Source organism: Streptomyces sp. NBC_00557 (genome assembly GCF_036345995.1).
Classification (GTDB): Bacteria; Actinomycetota; Actinomycetes; order Streptomycetales; family Streptomycetaceae; genus Streptomyces.
Window position 1 is genome coordinate 7,496,411 of sequence record NZ_CP107796.1, and the last position, 22,458, is coordinate 7,518,868.

Genomic DNA, 22,458 nt, shown 5'->3' on the forward strand with positions numbered 1-22,458 from the left:
ACGAGGCACCCATGGCCACCGTCCTGTCCGTCTCCGGCAGTCCCTCCGCCTCCTCGCGCACCGGCCGCCTGCTGCACCACCTCGGCCGGCGGCTGACCGCCCAGGGCCACCAGGTGATCCCGCTGGACGTCCGCACCATCCCGGCCGAGGCCCTGCTCGGCGCCGACTTCCGGCACCCGGCCGTCGCCCGGGCCACCGACCTGTTCGCCCGCGCCGACGGCGTCCTGATCGGCACGCCCATCTACAAGGCGTCGTACTCCGGCGTGCTGAAAGCGCTGCTCGACCTGCTCCCGCAGTACGCGCTCACCGGCAAGACCGTGCTGCCGCTCGCCACCGGAGGATCCACCGCCCACGTCCTCGCCATCGACTACGCGCTGCGCCCGGTGCTGCAGTCCATGGGCGCCGCACATGTCCTGCAGGGCTGGTTCACCCTCGACAAGGACATCACGGTCGGCGAGGACGGCTCGGTGACCGTCGCCCCGGCCACCGCCGAGGCGCTGGAGCACGTGGTGGACCAGTTCTCCGCCGCCCTCGACCGCGTCCCCGCGCTCGCGACGGCGGGCTGACCGGTCATGACCGCACATGTCATCGCCGACGACGTCGAAGCGCTCGCCGTCGCCGAGGCCCTGGCCGCGGAGTTCCGTACCGGGGCGGCCGAGCGGGACGCACAGCGGCGGCTGCCCCGGGCCGAGGTGGACCGGCTGTCCGCCTCCGGGCTGCTCGCCGTCACCGTGCCCGCCGAGCACGGCGGCGCCGACGTACGCGCCGCGACCCTGGCGGAGATCTTCCGGCTGCTCGGCTCGGCCGACGCAAGCCTCGCCCAGATCCCGCAGAGCCACTTCGTCTACGTCAACGTCATCCGGCGGCAGGGGACGGACGAGCAGCGGAAGTTCTTCTTCGCCGAGCTGCTGGCCGGCCGCCGGTTCGGCAACGCCCAGTCCGAGGCCGGCACCCGGCACGTCCAGGACATCCGCACCCGCCTGGAGCGGCGGTCCGACGGGTCGTACCTGCTGACCGGCGTCAAGCACTACTGCACCGGTGCGCTGTTCGCCGACTGGATCCCGGTGCTGGCCCGCGCCGAGGACGACAACCTGCACGTCGCCTACGTCTCCCGGGACGCCCCCGGAGTGACCGTGGCCGACGACTGGGACGGCATGGGGCAGCGGACGACGGCCAGCGGTACCGTCCGCCTGGACGCCGTACCCGTCCCCGCCGACCGGGTCCTCCCGCACCACCTCACCTTCCGGGGGCCCCAACTCCACGGCGCGTTCGCCCAGTTGCTGCACGCCGCCATCGACGCCGGCATCGCCGGGGGAGCGCTCGCCGAGGCGGCCCGGTTCGTGCGCACCAAGAGCCGGCCCTGGTTCGAGAGCGGGGCCGACACGGCGGTCGAGGACCCGCTGCTCGCCCAGCGTTTCGGTGAACTCGCCCTGCACGTCAGGACGGCCGAGGCGCTGCTCAAGGAAGCCGCCCGCACGGTCGACACGGCCCGCGAGCACCTCACCGACGACTCGGCGGCCGAGGCGTCCATCGCGGTGGCCGCCGCCAAGGTGCGGGCCGCCGAGGCGGCGGTGGAGGTGGCGAGCGCGCTGTTCGAGGTGTCCGGCACCCGCTCGGCCCTGGACTCCCTCAATCTGCACCGGCATTGGCGCGACGCCCGCACCCACACCCTGCACGACCCGGTGCGCTGGAAGGTCCAGCACATCGGCCGGTACGTGCTCGACGGAACCCGGCCGCCCCGGCACGGTCTGCTCTGACGGACACTCGCGAACGGAGACCCACGTGTCCCTCACCTTCCACTGGTTCCTGCCCACCAACGGCGACAGCCGCCATGTCGTCGGCGGCGGCCACGGCACCCCGGCCACCGCCTCCGGCCGGGACCGGCCGCCGACGGTCGCCTACCTGAGCCAGATCGCCCGGGCCGCCGAGGACCTCGGCTTCACGGGCGCGCTCACCCCGACCGGCGCGTGGTGCGAGGACGCCTGGCTGACCACCGCGATGGTCAGCCAGAACTCCGAGCGGCTGAAGTTCCTCGTCGCGTTCCGGCCGGGCTTCGTCTCGCCGACGCTCGCCGCGCAGATGGCGTCCACCTTCCAGCGGCAGACCGGCGGACGGCTGCTGCTGAACGTGGTCACCGGCGGCGAGAGCCACGAGCAGCGGGCCTACGGCGACTTCCTCGACAAGGACGCCCGGTACCGGCGTACCGGCGAATTCCTGCACATCGTGCGCGACCTGTGGGACGGCAAGAGCGTCGACCTGCACGGGGAGCACCTGCGGGTCGAGGACGCCAGGCTGAGCCGGGTGCCCGATCCGGTGCCGGAGGTGTACTTCGGCGGCTCCTCGCCCGCCGCGGGCGAGGTCGCCGCCCGGCACGCGGACGTGTATCTGACCTGGGGGGAGCCGCCCGCCCAGGTCGCCGAGAAGATCGCCTGGATCCGCACGCTGGCCGCCGAGCACGGCCGGACCCTCCGCTTCGGCATCCGGCTGCACGTCATCACCCGCGACAGCTCGGCGCAGGCCTGGGCGGAGGCGGACCGGCTGCTCGACGGCTTCGACCCGGAGACGGTGCAGGCGGTGCAGGCCGGGCTCGGGCGCAGCGAGTCGGAAGGGCAGCAGCGTATGCTCGCCCTGCACGGCGGCAAGCGGGAGAACCTGGAGATCCACCCCAACCTGTGGGCCGGGATCGGCCTGGTGCGCGGTGGAGCGGGCACCGCCCTGGTCGGCAGCCACGACGAGGTCGCCGAACGGATCGAGGAGTACCACGCCCTGGGTATCGACGAGTTCGTCCTCTCCGGCTATCCGCACCTGGAGGAGGCGTACTGGTTCGGCGAGGGGGTGCTGCCCCGGCTCGCCGCGCGGGGCCTGTGGACGCATCCCGACGGCCACGCGCCCGCTCCCGCGGCCCAGGTGCCGTTCGCGAGCTGACCAGCCGGCCCCGGCAGGCCGCCGGTTCATGCCACGAGAACCGAAGGAGGCCGCCGGGGCCGTCACCTGGGGACTAGCCGGATGGGCCGTGCACGACACCGAGGAACTGGTCATGGTGCCGCGGTGGTGCCAGCCCATGCGCAGGGGCTGCGCAGAAGTTCCCCGGCGTGCAGGAGTCCGTACGGCGGCCGCCGGAGGCCGTGGACGCGCGGGACGCCTCGGGACATGGCCGAGGGCCTCGCGTGCGTGGCGGCGGCCACGGCCGTCACCCACGCCCCGCCCGGGGTGCGCTGCGACGCCGGTGACGGCGAGGGATCCGGCTCAGGCACCTCCCAACGTCCGCAGATGTGCCGCCCGGGTCTCGGCCGTCTGCCCCTGCACCAGCAGGAACAGCGCCTCGCGGGCGAGGCGCTGGGCGCGGCTCGTCAGGGCCATCGAGCGGCCGCCCTCCGCCACCACGGCCGCTGTGGTGGCCGTACGCAGCACCTCGTACGCCTCCGCGCGCACCGCCAGCCGTTCCGCGACCCGCTCCAGCGGTTCCGGATGGTCGGCCAGGGCGTAGGCCCGGCGGCGGACGTCGTCGAGCCGGGCCGTGAGGGGAGCCGCCGTTTCCGGATCCAGCAGGGACAGGGCGGCCTCCGTGACGCCGAACACCGCCGGGTTGGCGTTCAGCGTCCTGGCCCGGTCCACCGGCGCCCACTGCTCGTAGGGCCGCCGCAGGGCCACCGCCTCCTCGGGCAGCCACAGCCCGGACAGCTCCAGCGACACCGTGCGCGCGGCGGTGAGCGCCGCGAGACGCATCGGCTCCGAGGCCCGCAGCCCCGGCTGCTCGCGGGCTTCGGCGAACGCCAGGAGCACCTCGCCCGCCTCCGTCACCCCGGCGAGGAGCATCACGTCGTTCAGGCCCCACCCGGTGTACCAGGGCACGGTTCCGTCGAACCGCCATCCGCCGCCCTCCCGGCGGGCCCGCACCGGGACGCGCGGATACGACCGGACATGCGCGTACGCCACCCCGGACAGCAGCTCCCCGCGCGACAGCCGGCCCAGCAGCCGCTCCCGTACGGGCGGTTCACCCTTGACCAGGATCTTCACCGGCGTGTGGTGCTGGGTCTGCACGAACCACGTCGAACAGCACGCCCCGGCCAGGATCTCCGCGGTCCGGCGCGCCACGTCCGGCGGGGCGTCCGAGCCGCCGTACTCGACCGGAGCGGCCACCCCGAGCAGCCCCGACCGTTTCAGCGCCTCGATGTGACTCATCGGGACTCCCTCCTGGTCGACCCGCTCGGCCTGGGGCGCGAGCAGGTCCGTGGCGAGCCGGTGGGCGCGGTCGACGAGCGGGTGCGGGGTGGTGGCCGTCATACGGAGGATTCTTTCGGAGACGGGGATTCTTTCGGAGGCGGGGATTCTTTCGGAGACGGTGCGGCCTCGTGCCGGGGCCCGGCCGGGGCGGGGCCACGGTCCCGAAAAGCCATCGCGTGCGCTCGCCCCGTCCGGTACGGTCCCGAGCGTGTCGCCGCGGCGGGAAGTCCGACTGCTCCGCGGGCGGCCGGTCCTTCGGTTCGCACGCTGAGAGCGGGTTTCGTCCATGGCATGTCGTATCAGTGAACTCGTGCTCGGCTGCCGCGAACCCGAGGTGCTGGCGCGGTTCTGGTGCGAGGTCCTGGACTTCGTGGTGCTCGACCGCGAAGGGGACGACTGCATCGAGATCGGGCCGCGCGAAGGGTTCGGCGGTCCGCAGCCGACGATCATCCTCAGCCGCAGGGACGAGCCCGAGCCGGGGAAGGCCCGCCTGCACATCGACGTCAACCCCACCGACCGCGATCAGGACGCCGAGCTCGAACGCCTCCTGAAGCTCGGGGCGCGCCCGGCCGACGTCGGCCAGACCGGCGAGGAACAGTGGCACGTGCTGGCCGACCCCGAGGGCAACGAGTTCTGCCTGCTCAAGGCCCGCCTCAACCCGGTCTGACGACCCTGCGCGCCCGGCGCGGCCCCAGGGCCCGCCGGCGTACGACACCCCATGACGCGGCCGTCGCCGCAGACGCCCCTCGGCCTAATTCCCTTGCACGCAAGGCAGATGTGCGAGACTCCGCCGAATGACCGCTGAAACGATCACCGCGGAAGCCTCCGGCACCTTCACACTCGGTGACCTGCCCGTCCACCGCATCGGCCTCGGAGCCATGCGGCTGACGGGCAGTGCCGCGTTCCACCTCGGCACGCCCAGCGACCGTGCCCGCTCGATCGCCGTGCTGCGCCGGGCCGTGGAACTCGGCGTGAACCACATCGACACCGCCGCCTTCTACTTCTCCGCCACGCGCTCCGCCAACGAACTGATCAACACGGCCCTCGCCCCCTACGCCGACGACCTCGTCATCACCACCAAGGTCGGTCCCTTCCGCGACTACTGCGGCGAGTGGGGCGATCCCGCCCGCCCCGACCAGCTGCGCGGTCACGTCGAGGAGAACCTGCGCCAGCTCGGGCGCGACCATCTCGACGTCGTCAACTTCCGGCGCCAGAACCAGGATTCCATCGCCGAGCACTTCGGCGCGCTCGCCGAGCTGCGCGCCGCCGGCCTGATCCGGCACCTGGGCGTCTCGGGTGTCCAGCCGCGCCACCTCGCCGAGGCCCTGGAGATCGCCCCGGTGGTGTGCGTGCAGAACCGCTACGCCCTCGACCGTCCCGACCCCGTCGACGACGAGATGCTCCGCCTGTGCGGCGAGCACGGCATGGCGTTCGTGCCGTTCTACGCCGTCGCGGGCAACGCGGGAGCGCAGGCGGCGGCCGACGACCACGACGACACCGTGCGCGACATCGCCCGCGCCCACGGGGTCGGTCCCGCGCAGATCCGCATCGCCTGGACCCTGCACCAGGGCCCGCACGTCCTCGCCATTCCCGGCACCGGCAACCCGGACCACGTCGCGGAGAACATCGCGGCCGGCGCCCTGCGCCTCACCGACGACGAACTGGCCCGCCTGAACGCGCTCCACGGCCCCACGAGCTGACGCGCACCCGACCGCCGCACCCCGGGCCACCCGAGGCGGCGGCTGACCACGCAGGCCGCCCGGGCCCGGTGCCGAGGCGCCCTGCCCGGCAGCGCCGCACCCTTGCCCGGGGCCGGGCGAGGGCGAGGGCCGGGGCCGATGCCGGTGCCGGGGCAGGGCCTGGGAAGGGCGAGGGTGAGGGCCGGGCGAGGGCCAGGGCCGGGGCTGCGGCTTGCGCCGGAGCCGGTGCTGGGGCCGGGCTGGGGGCCTGGGTCCCGCACCCATCGCCGCGAACATGGACCAGCCGGTGCCGGACCCGGCCGCCCCCTCAGGGAAGCCGCCCCGACCCCCAGCCCGCCCCCGTAGCCCCCTCCCGACGGTCCCCGGCAGCCCCCGGCCTGGGCGGCGGCCCGCGGTCCTCCGGGCGACACCCCGGTCCTCCGCAGGACGTCAACGCACCGGTCGCGCCCAGGCGCCCGGCCACTCCCGCCCGCCCGTGCTCGCAGCCCTCCGTCCCGCGAACGGTTCCCGCCCCTCCGTCCACGGACGGTTCCCGCCCCTCGTCCGCGGACGACGGCCATCGCGAGCGCTCCTCACATAATGGGTGCGGGGGCCCAGCCGTACGAAGGAGCGGTTGACTACTATCGTGTAGACGGTCGCCCGGGCCGCCAGACCAAGACGGGGTGAGGGACGTTCCATGACCGAGGCGAAGGACGAGCGCCGGCCGGCCGGTGAGCTCGAGGCGAGCGTCATGGCCGCGCTCTGGGCCGCCGGCGCACCGCAGACGTCCGGTCAGGTGCAGCGGAGCCTCGGCGGCGGCCTGGCCCGTACGACGGTGACGACGATCCTCACCCGCCTGTACGACAAGGGCGTCGTCGAGCGGCACCGCCAGGGCCGCGGCTACGCCTACTTCCCGGTCCGCGACGTCCAGGACGCCCACGGTCTCACCGCCCGCCGGATGCACACCGAGCTCGACCGGGACAGTGACCGCGAGACCGTCCTCGCCCGGTTCGTCGCCCAGCTGAGCCCCGACGACGAACGCATCCTGCGGGACCTGCTCGAAGCCGACGAACGATGACCGCGCTGCTCCTGCTGCCCCTGCTGCTGCCGTTCGCCCTGCCGGCGCTGGCCCGCCGGGCCCTGGACCGGCTCGCCCCGGTCGCCGCGCTGTGGGCCGTCACCGTCTGCGCGATCGTCCTCGCCGGCTGCTCGCTGGCCGCGCTCGGCTCGTTCGTGCTCATCGGGCTGCTCAAGGTCCCGCTCTTCGCGGCGGTCGGCGAGCTGATCCACCCGCTGCGCACCGCCTCGGACCTCGTGGTGCTGCCGGCCGCCGCGACGTCGGTCGGCGCCCTCGCGGTCTGCGGCTGGACCCTCGCACGCTCGGTGCTGTGGCAGACCCGCGCCTTCCGCGCCGCACGGGCCGAGGCCGGATGCAGGCCCGCGGCCGGCGATCTGTGCGTGGTGGACTCGCCGCGCCCGGACGCCTATGCGCTGCCCGGCCGCCCGCACCGCATCGTCGTCACCACCGCCATGCTGCGCAGCCTGGACGGCTCCGAGCGGGAGGTGCTGTTCGCCCACGAGCGGGCCCACAACGACGGCCGCCACCACTACTTCCTGGCCGCCGCCGAACTCGTCGCGCACTGCCATCCGGCGCTGCGCCCGGTCCGGGACACGATCCGCCTGGCCGCCGAGCGTGTCGCCGACGAGGCCGCCGCAGCCAGCGTCGGTGACCGGCGTCTGACCGCCCGCGCCATAGCCCGCGCCGCCCTCGCCGGACAGGGCGCCCGTGCCGAGCGCCCCGGCTTCGTGCCCGCCGCGACCGCCGGTCCCGTCCCGCAGCGCGTCCAGGCGCTGCTGGCCGCGCCCCTCGTTCCCCGCGCCGGCTGTGCCGTCGCCGCCCTGCTCATCGCCTGCACGGCCGTCTCCTGTGCGGCCTCCGTCGCCGGACTGGCCGACTTCCACCACCGCGTGGAGATCGCCCAGGGCGACGAGGCCCCCTGATCCGGGACTCGCACAAGATCCTGGCCGGCTTTGCGTCCCCGCTGGCAACGCGCGTAGACCGGGACTGGCGCTGACACGGGTTTTACGTATAACCTCACCCGCTAACCACTCCCACCGGAAGGTCCCGATGCGACGCGTCGCCCTGGTCACCCTCGTCGTCGACGACTACGACGAGGCCGTTCGCTTCTACACCGAGGCTCTCGGGTTCCGGCTCGCCGAGGATGCCCCGCGTCCCGACGGCTCCCGCTGGGTCGTGGTGGAGCCCGGCGCCGCCGCCGGCACCGGCCTGCTGCTGGCCCGCGCCAAGGGTGAGGCCCAGAGGTCCAGGGTCGGCGACCAGACCGGCGGCCGCGTCGGGTTCTTCCTGCACACCGACGACTTCGCCCGCGACCACGCCCGGATGACCGCGGCCGGCGTGACCTTCCTGGAGGAGCCGCGGCACGAGCCGTACGGCACCGTAGCCGTCTTCCAGGACCTCTACGGGAACCGCTGGGACCTGCTCCAGCCCGCCGGCTGACTTCTTCCCGCCGCTTCGAACCGCCTGCTCAAGGAAAGACCCGCCATGACTGCTACGCGCGTAGATGCTGATGTGATCCGCCGCCTCCCCAAGGCCGTGCTGCACGACCACCTCGACGGCGGCCTGCGCCCCGCCACCCTCGTGGAACTGGCGGCCGAGGCCGGTCACACCCTTCCCACCACCGATCCCGACGAGCTGGCCGCCTGGTTCTTCGAGGCCGCCAACTCCGGCGACCTGGTGCGCTACATAGCCACCTTCGAGCACACCCTCGCCGTCATGCAGACCCGTGAAGGCCTGCTGCGCACCGCCGAGGAGTACGTGCTGGACCTCGCCGCCGACGGTGTCGTCTACGCCGAGGTGCGTTACGCCCCCGAGCTGAACACCCGGGGCGGGCTGTCGATGCGCGAGGTCGTGGAGACGGTCCAGGAGGGGCTCGCCGCCGGCATGGCCAAGGCGGCCGCCGGCGGCACTCCGGTCCGGGTCGGCACGCTGCTGTGCGGGATGCGGATGTTCGACCGGGTGCGTGAGGCCGCCGACCTGGCCGTCGCCTACCGCGACGCCGGGGTCGTCGGCTTCGACATCGCCGGCGCCGAGGACGGCTTCCCGCCCGCCGACCACCTCGAGGCCTTCGAGCATCTGCGCCGCGAGAGCGTGCCCTTCACCATCCACGCCGGCGAGGCGCACGGCCTGCCCAGCATCCATCAGGCCCTTCAGGTGTGCGGCGCCCAGCGCATCGGCCACGGGGTGCGCCTGACCGAGGACATCGTGGACGGCAAGCTCGGCCGGCTCGCCTCCTGGGTGCGCGACCGCCGGATCGCCCTGGAGATGTGCCCCACCTCCAACCTGCAGACGGGCTGCGCCGCCTCGATCGCCGGCCACCCGATCACGGCCCTGAAGGACCTCGGCTTCCGGGTCACCCTCAACACCGACAACCGGCTGGTGTCGGGCACGACGATGACCCGGGAGATGTCCCTGCTGGTCCGGGAGGCCGGCTGGAGCGTCGAGGACCTGCGCACGGTCACGGTGAACGCCGTCAAGAGCGCGTTCCTCCCGTTCGACGAGCGCAAGGCCCTCATCGAGGACGTGGTCCTGCCGGGCTACGCGGCCGCGCTCTGAACGAGCCCCCTGAGGTAGGCGGCCTGTCCGGCGTGCTGAAGGTCGTCGGACAGGACGCTCACCAGCCGCACGCCGAGGCTGACCGGCGGATCCCAGCGCTCGTCCACGATCCGTTCCAGATCCTTGGCGGCCAGGGAGCGCAGCGCGCGGAGCGTCTGCTCGTGCACGGCGTCGTAGTACCCGGTGAGCAGGTCGGCCGACTCGACCCGCACCTTCGCGACCTTCGCGGGGCTGTGCCCGTACCCGGTGTCGTGCCGGGGCAGGTCGAGGCCGAAGCGCTTCTCCCAGCCCTGGCTCAGCCACACCTGGTCGAGGTCGAACGCGTCGGCGACGTGGTCGTCCTGCACCCGGGTGAGATGCCAGACGAGCCAGGCGATGGAGTTGGCGTCGGGGGCCGGACGGTGGTGCAGCGCGTCCGGGCCGAGGCCGTCGAGGGCGGCATGGACTTCTTCCTGGATGCGGCCGTAGCCGTCGATGAGGATGTCCTTCGCATGCATACCGTCCACCATCCCAAACAGCGGGCGTTCACGCGCCCGGAATCCAGCTCCCGTGGAAACCGAACGGCACACGTCCCGGCAGGTGCGTCCGCCTTGGCGGCTCCCCGCTGAGCTGCCCTGACAGGTCCCGCTGACCGCCGTCGCCCCGGCCGGCGGTCACGTGTCTCGTGCGGCCGTCAGCAGGAGGGGTGGGCTCCTCGTGGTGCCAGGCCCCCTGTCTCGCCGGCCGTCTCCAGCAGTGTGACGAGTGCCCGGGCGGCGGGGCTGGTGGCGCGGTCCGGGGGCAGCAGCGCCACGGTCTCGTACTCCGTCTCGCCCGTGCCCTTCAGGGGCAGCGCCGTGAGGGAGGGCCGCTTGTGCCGGAAGTGCCGGGGTACGACCGCGATTCCCAGGTTCTCGTCCACCAGGTCCAGCAGGCTGTGCACGTCGTTGACCTCCAGGGCGACCGTGCGCCGCACCCCGGCCGCGGCGAACGCGGCGTCGGTGGTGCGGCGCGGGCCCCAGTCCGGGTGGAAGTCCACGAAGACCTCGCCGGCCAGATCCTCCGGGGTCAGCACCGCGCCGGCCGAGGCCAGCCGGTGCCCGGAATGGCACAGCACGGTCATCGGCTCGCTCGTCAGCGACACCGAACGCAGCTGGTCGCTGTCCGCCTGGGTGCGGTAGGCGAAGGCCAGGTCGAGCCGGCCGGCCCCGACCTCCTCGGCCAGCGCGCCCGAGCCGGTCTGCCGCAGCCGGATCTCCACGTCCGGGTGCCGGCTCCGGAACGCGGCCAGCAGCCGGGCGACGTGCACCCCGGCGATGCACTGCTCGGTGCCCAGGGCCAGGGTGCCGCGCAGCACGCCCTGCACCGCCGCCACCGCCTCGTGCGCGGCGCGCACCTGCGCCAGGATCCGCTCGGCCTCCACCAGCAGTGCCCGCCCCGCCTCGGTGAGCGTGACCCGGCGGGTGGTGCGCACGAACAGCGGCGCCCGCAGCTCCCGCTCCAGCGCCCGGATGGACGCCGACAGACCCGACTGGGACACCATGAGGCGTTCGGCGGCCCGGGTGAAATGCTGGTCCTCGGCGACGGCGACGAAGTGCTGGAGATGGCGCAGTTCCATGATTGAGAAGCCTAGCCGCACAATTCCATCGGATTCTTCTGTTGGACCGCTGCCCGGCCCGCGGGGAAGAGTGGGACCGGCGACCGGGAGCCCGCCGCTCCCGGGAGCCGGGAACACCGTGTGCCAACCCCTCTGGAGTCGCGTTGTACACCGCACACCCCGACCGCTACGCCGCCATGCCCTACCGGCGCACCGGACGCAGCGGACTGAAGCTCCCCGCGCTGTCCCTCGGCCTGTGGCACAACTTCGGCCCGGACCGGCCCGCCGAGACCCAGCGGGCGATCCTGCGCCGCGCCTTCGACCTGGGCGTCACCCACTTCGACCTCGCCAACAACTACGGCCCGCCGCCCGGCGCCGCCGAGTCCGCGCTCGGCGAGGCCCTGAAGGCCGACTTCGGGCCGTACCGCGACGAACTCGTCATCTCCACCAAGGCCGGCTACCTCATGTGGCCCGGCCCCTACGGCGAATGGGGCTCGCGCAAGTACCTGCTCTCCTCCCTGGACCAGAGCCTCGCCCGGATGGGCCTGGACTACGTCGACATCTTCTACTCGCACCGCCCCGACCCGGACACTCCGCTGGAGGAGACGATGGGCGCCCTGCACACCGCGGTGCAGCAGGGCAAGGCGCTGTACGTCGGCGTCTCCAACTACTCGGCGGAGCAGACCCGCGAGGCCGCCCGCATCCTGGCCGACCTCGGCACCCCGCTCCTCATCCACCAGCCGCGCTACTCGATGCTCGACCGGCGCCCCGAGGACGAGGGCCTGCTCGACGCCCTGGACGAACTCCAGGTCGGCTCCATCGTCTACTCCCCGCTGGAGCAGGGCCTGCTCACCGGGCGCTACCTGAACGGCATTCCCGAGGACTCCCGCGCCGCGAGCGGCAGCCCCTTCCTGAACAAGGACGTGGTCACCGAGGACCTGGTCGCCCGCCTCCGATCCCTGGACGAGATCGCCACGTCCCGCGGCCAGACCCTGGCCCAGCTGGCCCTGGCCTGGGTGCTGCGCGGCGGCCGGGTCACCTCCGCGCTCGTCGGCGCGAGCAGCCCGCGGCAGCTGGAGGACAGCGTCGGCGCCCTCGGCAACCTGGACTTCGACGCCGAGGAACTGGCGCGGATCGACGCGATCGTGAAGGGCTGAGCCGCCGGATGGCGGGACCGGGCTGAACCGCCGGATCGGCAGGACCGGGGGAGGTGAGCCGCTCGCTCACCTCCCCCCAGGCGTTCATCGCCGGGCAGGCGGGGTCAGGCGGTCGGCGGCACCCGGTCGAGAAAGCCCAGCACCTGCCGGATCCGGCCCTCGTCGTCCAGCGTGACGACGTCGAACCCGGCCACCGGCGCCGAGCCGTCGGCCCCGCTCACCAGCTCCCAGCCGAAGCGCGCGGTGTCGTGGTGCCCGTCCACCGCGCCGAGCGGCCGGAAGACGAACCCGGGGAACTGCTCGTGCGCCGTCGCGATCACGGCCGCGATGGCGTCGTGGCCGCGGACGTCGGCGAGCGGGTCGGTGTAGCCGCCGTCGGCGGTCCAGGCGGCGGCGACCGCCTTCTTCAGCGCCTCCGGATCGGTGGCGTTCCAGGCCTCGAAGTAACGGGCGGCGGCGTTCTCGTAACGGTCGGTGTTCACGGACATGCTGCATCAGCCTCCATCGAGGTCGTAACCACTGGTCGGACCCGGATCCGTGGCCGTCGCCGATCCGGTGTGACCACCATGCCGGAGCACGGGGGAGCGGGTCGATTACCTCGCTGGTAATCACCCGGGGCCCCAACTCCCGCCGCATTCCGGCCAGAACGGGTGGTGAATATGCCAACAGACTGGCCGGAAACCCATGGTGACAGTGTTTCGGCAGTGGCGATACTCGAACATCAGGGGCACTTCACCGCACAGGAGCCGCACGGAGAGCGAGGGCGGGACCGGCAGCAGCGAGGCGACGGGGGAGTGGGACGTGCACGACGAATTCCTGTGCCATGTCACGGCGTACGGCATGTGCGACGGCCGGCGCATCGGGGTACCGCTCGGCACCTATCGCGCGCCGACGCTGGCCCTGGCCCTGTGGTGGCTGCGCGACCGCGCCTCCTGGATCGCCGAACGCCTGGACCCGAGCCCGGACGACCCCGCCTTCCCGGCGGGCTCGCTGGTGCCGGTCGCCGGCACGGTGGCCGACGTGCCCGCCCTGCTGCGCGCCTGGTGCGCCGACGACGCCGGGCAGGAGCGGGTGGCCGAGGAGCTGGCCGGCGGGCGGCTGGTGCGGATCGCCGCCAGCGACGACACCACCGAGTACGAGCTGCTCGCCGAGTCCGTCGACGCGCTGCGCATGCAGCGCACCCTGCCGGCGCTCGTCGTACCCGTCGCCTGACACGTGTCCACTGGTGCTCCCCCCGCACTCCGGCCGGGACTCCGGGCGCGAAACAGGGTGAATCGGTAGAATTCTGGCCATGGCGGAGCGGCCGGTCGCCTTCACGGCGCCCGAACTCCTCGTGGAGACCGACACAGGCTCCACGGTGATGAGCCCGGGCCACGACTACCACGTCGGACGCGACCCCTCGAGCGACATCGTCCTCGACGACGCCCGGGTCTCGTGGCACCACGCCGTGCTGCGCTGCGACCGGGACCGCTGGACCCTGAAGGACCAGCACAGCACCAACGGCACCTACGCCGACGGCCACCGGATCGACGAGTGGGGCGTGCACCCCGGCAGCGTCATCCGCTTCGGCAATCCCACCGACGGCCCCCGCGCCGTCCTCACCGACGCCCCGCCGCCCGCCCCCGGCCGTCCCTCCGCGGTGTCGCAGCCGCTGCTGACCGGCACCTTCCGCCGGCCCAGTAGCGTCCGCCCGCTGCCCGTGCGCTCGGTGCGCATCGGCCGGGCCGCCGACAACGACCTCGTGGTGGACGACCTGATCGTCTCCCGCCGCCACGCCGAACTGCGCGCCCACCCCGACGGCACGTACGAGATCGTCGACCTCGGCAGCCACAACGGCACCTATCTCAACGGGCGGCCCGTCACCCGCGCCCCCCTCCGCCCCGGCGACGTCGTCGGTGTCGGCCACTCCGCCTTCAGCCTGGTCGGCGACGAACTCCAGGAGTACGTCGACACCGGCGAGATCTCCCTCGACGTCCAGGACCTCACCGTCGCCGTCGACGGCGGCCGGAAGGTGCTCCTCGACCACGTGTCCTTCCCGGTGCCGGAGAAGTGCCTGCTCGCGGTGGTCGGGCCGAGCGGCGCCGGCAAGTCCACGCTGCTCAACGCCCTGACCGGGCAGCGGCCCGCCGACCGGGGCACCGTCCTGTACGACGGCCGCGACCTCTACCGCGACTACGCCGAACTCCGCCAGCGCATCGGCCTGGTCCCGCAGGACGACATCCTGCACCCCCAGCTCACCGTGCGCGCCGCGCTGTCGTACGCCGCCGAGCTGCGCTTCCCGCAGGACACCGCACGGACCGAGCGGCGCGCCCGGGTGGACGAGGTCGTCCGGGAACTCGGCCTCGAGCAGCGCGCGGGCCAGCCGGTGCACAGCCTCTCCGGCGGCCAGCGCAAGCGGGTCAGCGTGGCCCTGGAACTGCTCACCAAACCGTCCCTGCTCTTCCTGGACGAGCCGACCTCCGGCCTCGACCCCGGAATGGACCGGTCGGTGATGCACATGCTGCGCGGCCTCGCTGACGACGGCCGCACCGTCATCGTAGTCACCCACAGCGTCCTCAGCCTCGCCGTCTGCGACCGCCTGCTGGTGCTCGCCCCCGGCGGCAAGGTGGCCTACTACGGGCCGCCCGAGGACGCCCTCGCCTTCTTCGGCTTCGAGCAGTGGCCGGAGGCCTTCGAGGCCTTCGACCGGGACCCGGAACGCGACTGGGCGCGCGAGTACCGCGAATCGCCGTTCCACCGGCACTACGTCACCGAGGCCACCACCCAGCCCCACCATCCGGGCCCCGCCCCCGTCCCCCCGGCGCCGCCGCCCCACCCGCGCGGCTGGGGCGCCCAGCTCGGCACCCTGATCCGGCGGTACACGGCCGTGCTCGCCGCCGACCGCACCTTCCTGGCCGTCATGGTCGCGCTGCCGTTCGTCATGGGCGCCATGGCCCGCGCCCTGGCAGGCGGCCGGCTCGGCCGGGACACCGCGATGAACGCCCTGCTCATCCTGTGCGTCGGCGCGGTACTGACCGGCGCCGCCAACGCGGTACGCGAACTCGTCAAGGAACGCGTGGTCTACCAGCGCGAACGCGCCGTCGGACTGCCCCGCTCGGCCTATCTGCTGTCCAAGGTGGTGGTGCTCGGCACGGTCAGCGTCGTCCAGGCCGTCGTGCTGACCCTGGTCGCCCTCCTCGGCGCCGACCTGAACAGCCCAGGCGGCCGGGGCGTCCTGCTGCCGCCGCTCGCCGAGCTCGCCCTCGCCGTCGCCCTGCTCGCGTTCACCGCGATGATGCTCGGCCTGCTCGTCTCCGCGCTGGTGCGCAAGGAGGAGGTGACGATGCCGCTGCTGGTGCTGCTCGCCATCGTCCAGGTGGTGTTCTGCGGGGCCCTGCTCAAACTGCACGGTGTGCCCGGCCTGGAGCAGCTGTCCTGGCTGGTGCCGTCCCGCTGGGCGCTCGGCGCCATGGCGGGCACGGTCGGGCTGTCCAGGACCGTCCCCGGCAAGCTCACCGCCGACCCCCTCTTCCGGCACTCGACGGGCGTCTGGCTGCTCGATCTGGCCATGCTGGTGGTGCTGTCCGTCCTCTACGGGCTCGTCGTCGCACGGCTGCTGCGCCGGCAGGAGCCCGCCGTGATGCGGAAGTAGCGGAAGCAGGCGAACGCCATGGCCCCCACGCGGAAGCAGGCGCCCCGATGAGCAAGGCGACCGGTCCCGGATTCCGGCCCACGCACGTGGTGCCGCGGCACGGCATGCCCGCCTGGGAGGCCCCCGACCCGGCCCGGCCCACCGTGCCCCTCGACCCGCTGCTGCCCGTCGAACTCGTGGAGCGGCGCGGCGACTGGGGGCACGTCCGGTGTTCCAACGGCTGGGCCGCCTGGGTCGACGGCCGCCGCCTCGTCGCCGTACCCGACGACCCGCCCGCCGCGGACGGCCCGGCCGCCACCACCGCCGACCCCCGCCCCCTGCTCGCCCGCGCCGAACAGGCCCTGGCCGACTACCGGTCCGCCGTGGAGGGGCTGGCCGCCGGGACCCTGGACGGCGAGGACTTCGCCGACCGCACCGGCGGCCTGCGCATCGGCCTCGTCGTCGACGGGGAGTCGATGTGGCTGTACGACCCCGAGGAGGGCCGCTGGGTCTACGGCGACGGACGGCGGCTGACCACCTACGCCACCGACCGGGAGGTCACCGGCGCAGAGGACACCGGACACGCCCCGACCCGGGTGGTCGCGCCCGAGGGCGAGCGGTGATGGCGCCCGGGACCAGCCTGTCCTCCGGCCGGCCCGCCGAACCGGTCGGCCGGCGGATCGCGGGCTACCTCATCGAGAGCGAGATCGGGCGCGGCGGCATGGCCGTCGTCTACCGCGCCCGCGACCTGCGGCTGGAGCGCACGGTCGCCCTGAAGCTGCTCGCCCCCGAACTCGCCCGCAACGACACCTTCCGCAAGCGGTTCACCCATGAGTCCCAGGTGGCCGCCGCCATCGACCACCCGCACATCGTGCCGGTCTTCGAGGCGGGCGAGACGGACGGGGTGCTCTACATCGCCATGCGGTACGTCGCCGGCAGCGATCTGCGGCGCCTGCTCGACCTGCGCGGGCCGCTGCCCCTGCCGGACGCCGTGCGGATCGCCGCGCAGGTGGCCTCCGCCCTCGACGCCGCCCACGACCACGGTCTGGTGCACCGGGACGTCAAACCCGGCAACATCCTGATCGCCGAGGGCATCGACAGCGACCACCCCGAGCACGTGTACCTCACCGACTTCGGGCTCACCAAGAAGTCGCTGTCGCTGACCGGATTCACGAGTGTCGGCCAGCTCGTGGGCACCCTCGACTACGTGGCCCCCGAGCAGATCTCCGGCCGCCCGGTCGACGGCCGCTGCGACGTCTACAGCCTGGCCTGCGTCGTGTACGAGAGCCTCGCCGGCCGCCCGCCCTTCCTGCGCGACGACGACATGGCCCTGCTGTGGGCCCACCAGTACGACGAACCGCCCCCGCCGAGCCGGGCGCGCCCCGGTCTCGCCGCCGGGGCCGACGCCGTCTTCGCCAAGGCCCTCGCCAAGAGCCCCGACGCCCGCTACCCCACGTGCCTCGGCTTCGTCACCGCCCTGCGGTCCGTCACGGACACCGCCCGCCCGGCCGCCTCGCACCCGGCGCAGGCGCCCGGCACGGAGACGGACCACGCGGTGACCGGACCAGCACCGCATCAGCCGGGGGCCGGACCAGCACCGGATCAGCCGGGGGCCGGACCAGCACCGGATCAGCCGGGAGCCGGGCCGCCGTCGGACCGCGCGGCGGCAGGGCCGCGTCCGGACCGTCCGGCGTCCGCGTCCGGGCGCACAGACCATTCCGCCGTGGCGGCCGGGGCTCCCCGCCCACCACACTGGGCCGGAGCGGTGTTCCCCACCTGAGGCTGAGACCGACCCACCCCGCCCAATACCGGCCCGCGCCGCCACGACCCGTCCGCCTCACCTGACACGGGCCGGCGTCGCCCAGGCCCCGTCCGTCTCGCCCCGCGCCCGTCCGCCGCCGCTAGCGCGTGTCCACCTCGCCGCGGCGGCGTACCCCCTTGGCCAGCAGGCCGCCCAGGAATCCGGCGACCAGCCCCCACAGCGCGCCCAGGCCCACCGCCTGCCACAGCCGGGGTGTGAGGAACAGTTCCCCGGACAGACCGCCGCCCAGGTCGCCGATGCCGAGCAGGGAGAGGCCGTAGTGGGCCGAGACACGACAGATCAGGCAGATCATCAGCACCGCCAGCGCCAGCGCCACCGCCAGATGGACGGCGTGCCGCCACAGCCGGATCCGGGCCGGTGAGCGGGCCGCCATCCGGAAGGACACCGCCAGCAGCAGGATCGCGTCCACGGCCACCAGCCACCACCAGCGGCCGTCGTACGCGGTGAGCGACCGCAGATTCAGTTCGGAGACGTCCGGGGTGCGCAGGATCACGTCCAGGACGTGCGGCATCGGCAGACCGAACGGGCCGTCCACCCGGCCGTTCCAGGTGGCGCCCAGGCCGATGGTGAGGGCCGGCCAGGCCAGATTGGGCAGGCCCAGCAGGATCACGGCGAAGGTCGCCGGGGCGTGCCCGCGCGTGGCCGCCGTGATCAGCGCGGCGACGAGGGCGACGACGACATGGGCGAGCAGCAGGACCACCACCGCGTGCGCCGCCGGGCGTACCGACTCCTGGCAGCGCAGCAGCCGCCCCGGCAGCGGCGCCCCGCGCGCCACCAGCAGCGCCAGCAGCAGCACCCCGGCCAGCCACAGCAGGCCGAACAGCACCGTCAGCGGCACGTCCGTGGTGAACCCGACCCGGGGCGCCGAGCCGAACAGCCCGGTGAGATCGCTGAGGGTGCCGTTGCCCACGTCGACGGCGAAGGTCTGCCGGGCGCCGAGGGCCAGCCCGATCAGCACGAGCAGCCACAGCACCGCGATCCGGGCGGCCCAGCTGGCCAGTTCCCGGGCCGACGCCACCGCCCGGTGCCGCAGCGGGCGCAGGAAGCCCGCGCCGATCACCAGTGCGCCGACCAGGGTCACCGACAGCGGGATCACGGTCAGCCCGGCCCGCGTCTGCGCCAGCGCGCCCGCGTTGCCGGCCAGGTCCACGCTGCCGCCGACCGACATGACCAACGTCGCGGCCACCACGCGCGGGAACGCGGCGTCCGGCAGGCCGGTCGCGCCGGCCGCCCACAGTCCGAGCGCCGCCGCCAGCGCCATCACGGCCAGCCCGGTCAGCACCGCGGCCAGGGCCTGCGCCCAGCCGTGACGGGCGGCGGGCCGCGCGGAGACGGTCGGAACGCTCACGAGGGACACGCTAGGCACCCACCGGGCGGCCCGCCCGCCGAGTGGGGCCGTCCGCGTCGGCTTGCGGCCCTCATCCCGCGACACACAATGGGATCAACGTGCAGCCAAATACCCCAAAATGCACCCAAAAGGTTTTGACTGAGCAAGCCGCGTGTCGCACCGCGTACCGCGACGATCGCGACGGGAAGAAGTGCTCGTGAGCGCCGAACCTCCGTCTTCCGGCCGCCCGACCGGGCCGCCCTCCGGCCCGCTGTCGGGCTCCTCCCGGCCGCCCTCCGGGCCACCGCCCGCCGGACCGCCGCCCTCCGGGCCGGGCGGAGCCAGGGGGCCGCACGGGCCGTGGTGGAAGTCCGTACCGCGCGTGGCAGGCATCACCGCCGTGGTCGTGGCCGCCGTGGTCCTGGCGGTGGTCCTCACCCGTTCGGGTGGCGGCTCCTCCGCCAAGGGCGGCGAGGTCTTCCTGCAGTCCGCGAACAGCAGCGGCGAGGACCCGTTCACGGAATCGACGGCCCGGCAGAGTTCCGCCCCGCCGCCGCCCTCGGCCTCCGCCGCGCCCTCCGGCCCCGCCAACGCGGTGCAGGGCGTGGACGGCGCAGCGCCCGGCCTGTACGGCGGCACCAAGAGCACCCCCGCGTGCGATGTCGAGAAGCAGATCAGGTTCTTCCGGTCCGACCCGGCCAAGGAGAAGGCCTTCGCCTCCGTGGCCGGCGTCCAGTCGTCCGGCGTGCCCGCCTACCTGCGCTCGCTGACGCCGGTGCAACTGCGCGTCGACACCCGGGTCACCAACCACGGCTACCGCGACGGCGCCCCCACCTCCTACCAGTCCGTGCTCCAGGCGGGCACCGCCGTGCTCGTGGACAGCCACGGTGTGCCGCGCGTGCGCTGCGCCTGCGGCAACCCGCTGACCTCGCCGGTCGCCCAGAAGGCCGCGCCGAAGCTGGTGGGTCCGCGCTGGCCCGCGTACCGGCCCTCGAACGTGGTCGTGGTGACCCCCGCGCCGAAGCCCGTCAACGTCTTCGTGCTCTACGACACCCGCCACGACGACTGGATCCACCGCCGGCGCGGCGACCACGACTGCCGGCACGACCAGCGCGCCGAGCCGCCGAAGGTCGCGCACCCCTGGACGGCCCGGCCCCGGCCCGCGTCACCGTCGTGCCCGCCGGGCACGAAGCACTGCCCGTCCCCGTCCGGCAAGCCGAGCCCGTCGCCGTCGTCCTCCCCGTCGGCTTCCAAGTCCCCGTCGCCGTCGTCGCCGTCCTCGTCCCCGTCCAAGCCTTCTTCGTCACCGTCCCAGCCATCTTCGTCGCCGTCCCACTCCTCGCCGTCGACGGGTTCGTCGGGGCCGTCCTCCCCGACCTCGCCTCCGGCGTCGAAGCCGACGTCATCCCCCTCCTCGGCCTCTTCCGCTTCCTCGGCCTCTTCGCCCCCGGCGTCGACGTCCGCGGAGTCGAGGCCGGCGTCGTCGCAGACGTCCTCCGCCGCGACCGGCTCCCCGTCGTCCGCGGGGCCCCGGTCGGCCGCCTCCTCGGTAAGCTCTGCTCCGGCCCCGGTGACCAGCGGGACGCCCGGCGAACCGGCGATCACCCCCACTCGGCAGCAGTCGTAGAACGCTCTGCCGGTGGGAGGGTGGTGGGCGCCGGACGGCGTGAGCCTCGCCACTGTGCGCGGTGGGCGAACGCCTCCGGGGACTGCCGCGCCGGGCTCGGGGTACGAGGACAGGTGCACCACGTGACTGGCCGGATCCGGCTTTCCGAGAGAGACAGCATGAGCAAACACCTGGGCGGGGATGTGATACCCACTGGTTTCGACGTTCCCGTGGAACCGCTGCGCCGTGCCGCGCACTACACGGGCGAACCCGGATGCATCGCCGAGGCGCGCGACTTCGCGGCCCGTTTTCTGGAGCAGCTGCGCACCGAGTGGTGCGCGGACGCCGACCGTCGTGCCGGCGGCGAGCTGCTCCTGCTCGTGAGCGAACTCGTCACCAACGCCGACCGGCACAGCAACGGCCCGTACATCCTGGAACTGGAGGGCACGGACAGCGAGGTCACGGTGTCCGTCTACGACAGCAGCTCCGCCCTTCCCCGCCGCTTCCCCAAGGACCCCGAACGCATCGGGCGGCACGGCCTGGAGATCGTGCACGCCCTCGCCTCCGAGGTCACCGCCGAGCGCGTGCCGGTGGGCAAGCGGATCCGTGCCCGCTTCGAGCTGAACCGCTGAGGCGCAGGCCCAACCGACCGCTGGGTCCCCGCCGAACCGGCCACCGGGCCGGCACACCGAACGGCCCCAGCCCACCGGCGTCCGCGCCCCGTCGGGGCCGGACCGGCGTCAGGCGCAGCCGAGTTCGCCGAGCATCCCCTCACGCAGCCGGGTGATGATCCGCTTGATCAGCCGGGACACGTGCATCTGGGAGCAGCCGAGCCGTTGCCCGATCTCCGCCTGCGTGGCCTCCTCCACGAACCGCATGTGGATGATCTGCCGGTCCCGTTCGCTGAGTTCGGCCATCAGCGGGGCGAGCGCGTGGAAGTCCTCGACGAGTCGCAGCCCCTCCTCCTCCACGCCGATGAAGTCGGCGAGCACCGCCTCGCCGTCCTCCGGCCCGTCACCGGTGAGCGCCGCGTCCAGCGAGGCCGAGTTGTAGCCGTTGGAGGCGATCTGGGCCTCGATCACCTCGTCCTCGGTGATGTTCATGAGGGTCGCCAGCTCGGCCACCGTCGGGTCCCGGTCCAGCCGGCTGGACAGCTCCTCGCGCGCCTTGGCCAGCTCCACCCGCAGCTCCTGGAGCCGGCGCGGCACGTGCACCGCCCAGGTGGTGTCCCGGAAGAACCGCTTGATCTCACCCACGATGTACGGCAGCGCGAAGGAGGTGAACTCCACCTCGCGGGACAGCTCGAACCGGTCGATGGCCTTGATCAGGCCGATCATGCCGGTCTGGACGATGTCCTCCATGTCGTCGCCGCGGCCCCGGAACCGTCCGGCGGCGAACCGCACGAGCGACATGTTCATCTCGATCAGGGTGTTGCGCGCGTACTGGTACTCGTGCGTGCCCTCCTCCAGCTCGGTGAGCCGCTGGAAGAACTGGCGGGACAGCTCCCGCGCGTCCCGTGGTGCGACGGATGCCGGGTCCGCGACGCCAGGCAGTGACCCCTCGCCCGTCCCGTCCTGCTCGGCCCTCTGGGTGACCTCTGCTTCCGACCGGATCCCGGCGGTGTTCATTACCTCTCCCACGGTAGTCACGGTTCTGCGGCTGCCTCGGCGGCTTCCGCTTCTGTCGACTCCTCGGCGTGTGCCCGGATACCCCGGGCCCGGCGTTGCATGCCTGACCGCGAGGTGTGCACACGAGGCGGGTACCCCCGGTCACGGACAGCATGCATGCCTGCTTCGCCGGCGGCGGAAAACGCTCGGCTCCCG

General features: G+C 73.6%; 21 protein-coding genes and 1 pseudogene. 16 read left to right on the forward strand and 6 right to left on the reverse strand.

The window, feature by feature from the left end:
- Window positions 1-11 precede the first annotated feature (11 nt).
- Genes ssuE through OG956_RS33230 form a run of 3 tightly spaced genes read left to right on the forward strand, consistent with a single transcriptional unit; the run spans window position 12 to window position 2,925 of the window.
- On the forward strand, window positions 12-566 hold the full coding sequence (ssuE, locus tag OG956_RS33220; protein WP_330341715.1) for an NADPH-dependent FMN reductase: 555 nt from the start codon (window positions 12-14) through the stop codon (window positions 564-566).
- A gap of 6 nt (window positions 567-572) precedes the next feature.
- On the forward strand, window positions 573-1,757 hold the full coding sequence (locus tag OG956_RS33225) for an SfnB family sulfur acquisition oxidoreductase (protein WP_330341716.1): 1,185 nt from the start codon (window positions 573-575) through the stop codon (window positions 1,755-1,757).
- A 25-nt stretch (window positions 1,758-1,782) separates the two neighbouring features.
- Window positions 1,783-2,925, forward strand: coding sequence for an LLM class flavin-dependent oxidoreductase (locus OG956_RS33230; protein ID WP_330341717.1), 1,143 nt, complete (start codon window positions 1,783-1,785; stop codon window positions 2,923-2,925).
- A 321-nt stretch (window positions 2,926-3,246) separates the two neighbouring features.
- Here OG956_RS33230 and OG956_RS33235 read toward each other — a convergent pair whose 3' ends face one another.
- The gene (locus tag OG956_RS33235; protein WP_330341718.1) at window positions 3,247-4,284 is read right to left on the reverse strand and encodes an acyl-CoA dehydrogenase family protein; all 1,038 of its coding nucleotides are present in this window, start codon (window positions 4,282-4,284) and stop codon (window positions 3,247-3,249) included.
- Window positions 4,285-4,510: 226 nt separating this feature from the next.
- On the opposite strand from OG956_RS33235, the gene OG956_RS33240 reads away from it, so the two are divergent.
- The 6 genes from OG956_RS33240 to OG956_RS33265 all read left to right on the forward strand — a co-directional run bounded on the left by OG956_RS33240 (window position 4,511) and on the right by OG956_RS33265 (window position 9,537).
- Entirely contained in the window at window positions 4,511-4,891 is a 381-nt protein-coding gene (locus OG956_RS33240) for a VOC family protein (RefSeq protein ID WP_330341719.1), read from the forward strand.
- A 127-nt stretch (window positions 4,892-5,018) separates the two neighbouring features.
- Window positions 5,019-5,924, forward strand: coding sequence for an aldo/keto reductase (locus OG956_RS33245; protein ID WP_330341720.1), 906 nt, complete (start codon window positions 5,019-5,021; stop codon window positions 5,922-5,924).
- A 676-nt stretch (window positions 5,925-6,600) separates the two neighbouring features.
- On the forward strand, window positions 6,601-6,981 hold the full coding sequence (locus tag OG956_RS33250; RefSeq protein ID WP_330341721.1) for a BlaI/MecI/CopY family transcriptional regulator: 381 nt from the start codon (window positions 6,601-6,603) through the stop codon (window positions 6,979-6,981).
- Window positions 6,978-7,904 (forward strand): M56 family metallopeptidase, encoded by a 927-nt coding sequence (locus OG956_RS33255; protein WP_330341722.1) that lies wholly within the window; start codon window positions 6,978-6,980, stop codon window positions 7,902-7,904. Before OG956_RS33250 ends, OG956_RS33255 begins: the two co-directional genes overlap by 4 nt.
- Window positions 7,905-8,031: 127 nt before the next feature.
- The gene (locus OG956_RS33260; protein ID WP_330341723.1) at window positions 8,032-8,421 is read left to right on the forward strand and encodes a VOC family protein; all 390 of its coding nucleotides are present in this window, start codon (window positions 8,032-8,034) and stop codon (window positions 8,419-8,421) included.
- A gap of 45 nt (window positions 8,422-8,466) precedes the next feature.
- Complete coding sequence (locus OG956_RS33265) at window positions 8,467-9,537, forward strand: adenosine deaminase (protein ID WP_330341724.1); 1,071 nt, start codon at window positions 8,467-8,469, stop codon at window positions 9,535-9,537.
- Here the strand turns inward: OG956_RS33265 and OG956_RS33270 are convergent.
- Together OG956_RS33270 and OG956_RS33275 are read right to left on the reverse strand one after the other, a co-directional pair.
- Window positions 9,519-10,034 carry a mycothiol transferase gene (locus OG956_RS33270; RefSeq protein WP_330341725.1) on the reverse strand — a complete coding sequence of 172 codons (516 nt, stop codon included), beginning with the start codon at window positions 10,032-10,034 and terminating at the stop codon, window positions 9,519-9,521. The two genes, OG956_RS33265 and OG956_RS33270, sit on opposite strands and share 19 nt — an antisense overlap.
- 176 nt (window positions 10,035-10,210) lie before the next feature.
- Window positions 10,211-11,134, reverse strand: a complete 924-nt coding sequence (locus OG956_RS33275) for a LysR substrate-binding domain-containing protein (protein ID WP_330341726.1) — start codon at window positions 11,132-11,134, stop codon at window positions 10,211-10,213.
- Window positions 11,135-11,277: 143 nt separating this feature from the next.
- On the opposite strand from OG956_RS33275, the gene mgrA reads away from it, so the two are divergent.
- Entirely contained in the window at window positions 11,278-12,270 is a 993-nt protein-coding gene (gene mgrA / locus OG956_RS33280; protein ID WP_330341727.1) for an L-glyceraldehyde 3-phosphate reductase, read from the forward strand.
- Between the two features lie 104 nt (window positions 12,271-12,374).
- Here mgrA and OG956_RS33285 read toward each other — a convergent pair whose 3' ends face one another.
- Complete coding sequence (locus OG956_RS33285) at window positions 12,375-12,758, reverse strand: nuclear transport factor 2 family protein (RefSeq protein WP_330341728.1); 384 nt, start codon at window positions 12,756-12,758, stop codon at window positions 12,375-12,377.
- A 313-nt stretch (window positions 12,759-13,071) separates the two neighbouring features.
- Between OG956_RS33285 and OG956_RS33290 the strand changes: the two genes are divergently transcribed.
- From OG956_RS33290 to OG956_RS33305, 4 genes are all read left to right on the forward strand, one after another.
- Window positions 13,072-13,482 carry a hypothetical protein gene (locus tag OG956_RS33290; RefSeq protein WP_330341729.1) on the forward strand — a complete coding sequence of 137 codons (411 nt, stop codon included), beginning with the start codon at window positions 13,072-13,074 and terminating at the stop codon, window positions 13,480-13,482.
- Window positions 13,483-13,561: 79 nt separating this feature from the next.
- Window positions 13,562-15,901 (forward strand): FHA domain-containing protein, encoded by a 2,340-nt coding sequence (locus tag OG956_RS33295; RefSeq protein ID WP_330341730.1) that lies wholly within the window; start codon window positions 13,562-13,564, stop codon window positions 15,899-15,901.
- 47 nt (window positions 15,902-15,948) lie between these two features.
- Complete coding sequence (locus tag OG956_RS33300; protein WP_330341731.1) at window positions 15,949-16,503, forward strand: hypothetical protein; 555 nt, start codon at window positions 15,949-15,951, stop codon at window positions 16,501-16,503.
- Window positions 16,503-17,660, forward strand: coding sequence for a serine/threonine-protein kinase (locus OG956_RS33305; RefSeq protein ID WP_330341732.1), 1,158 nt, complete (start codon window positions 16,503-16,505; stop codon window positions 17,658-17,660). The genes OG956_RS33300 and OG956_RS33305 overlap by 1 nt, the downstream gene beginning before the upstream one ends.
- A gap of 121 nt (window positions 17,661-17,781) precedes the next feature.
- On the opposite strand, the gene OG956_RS33310 is transcribed toward OG956_RS33305, so the two are convergent.
- Window positions 17,782-19,050: a streptophobe family protein gene (locus OG956_RS33310; RefSeq protein ID WP_330341733.1), complete on the reverse strand. Its 1,269-nt coding sequence runs from the start codon at window positions 19,048-19,050 to the stop codon at window positions 17,782-17,784.
- Window positions 19,051-19,246: 196 nt separating this feature from the next.
- On the opposite strand from OG956_RS33310, the pseudogene OG956_RS33315 reads away from it, so the two are divergent.
- Window positions 19,247-20,458: pseudogene (locus tag OG956_RS33315) on the forward strand (DUF6777 domain-containing protein); the annotation flags it as partial.
- Between the two features lie 356 nt (window positions 20,459-20,814).
- Window positions 20,815-21,267, forward strand: coding sequence for an ATP-binding protein (locus OG956_RS33320; protein WP_330341734.1), 453 nt, complete (start codon window positions 20,815-20,817; stop codon window positions 21,265-21,267).
- Between the two features lie 108 nt (window positions 21,268-21,375).
- On the opposite strand, the gene OG956_RS33325 is transcribed toward OG956_RS33320, so the two are convergent.
- On the reverse strand, window positions 21,376-22,263 hold the full coding sequence (locus tag OG956_RS33325) for an RNA polymerase sigma factor SigF (RefSeq protein ID WP_330343010.1): 888 nt from the start codon (window positions 22,261-22,263) through the stop codon (window positions 21,376-21,378).
- Between the last annotated feature and the right edge of the window lie 195 nt (window positions 22,264-22,458).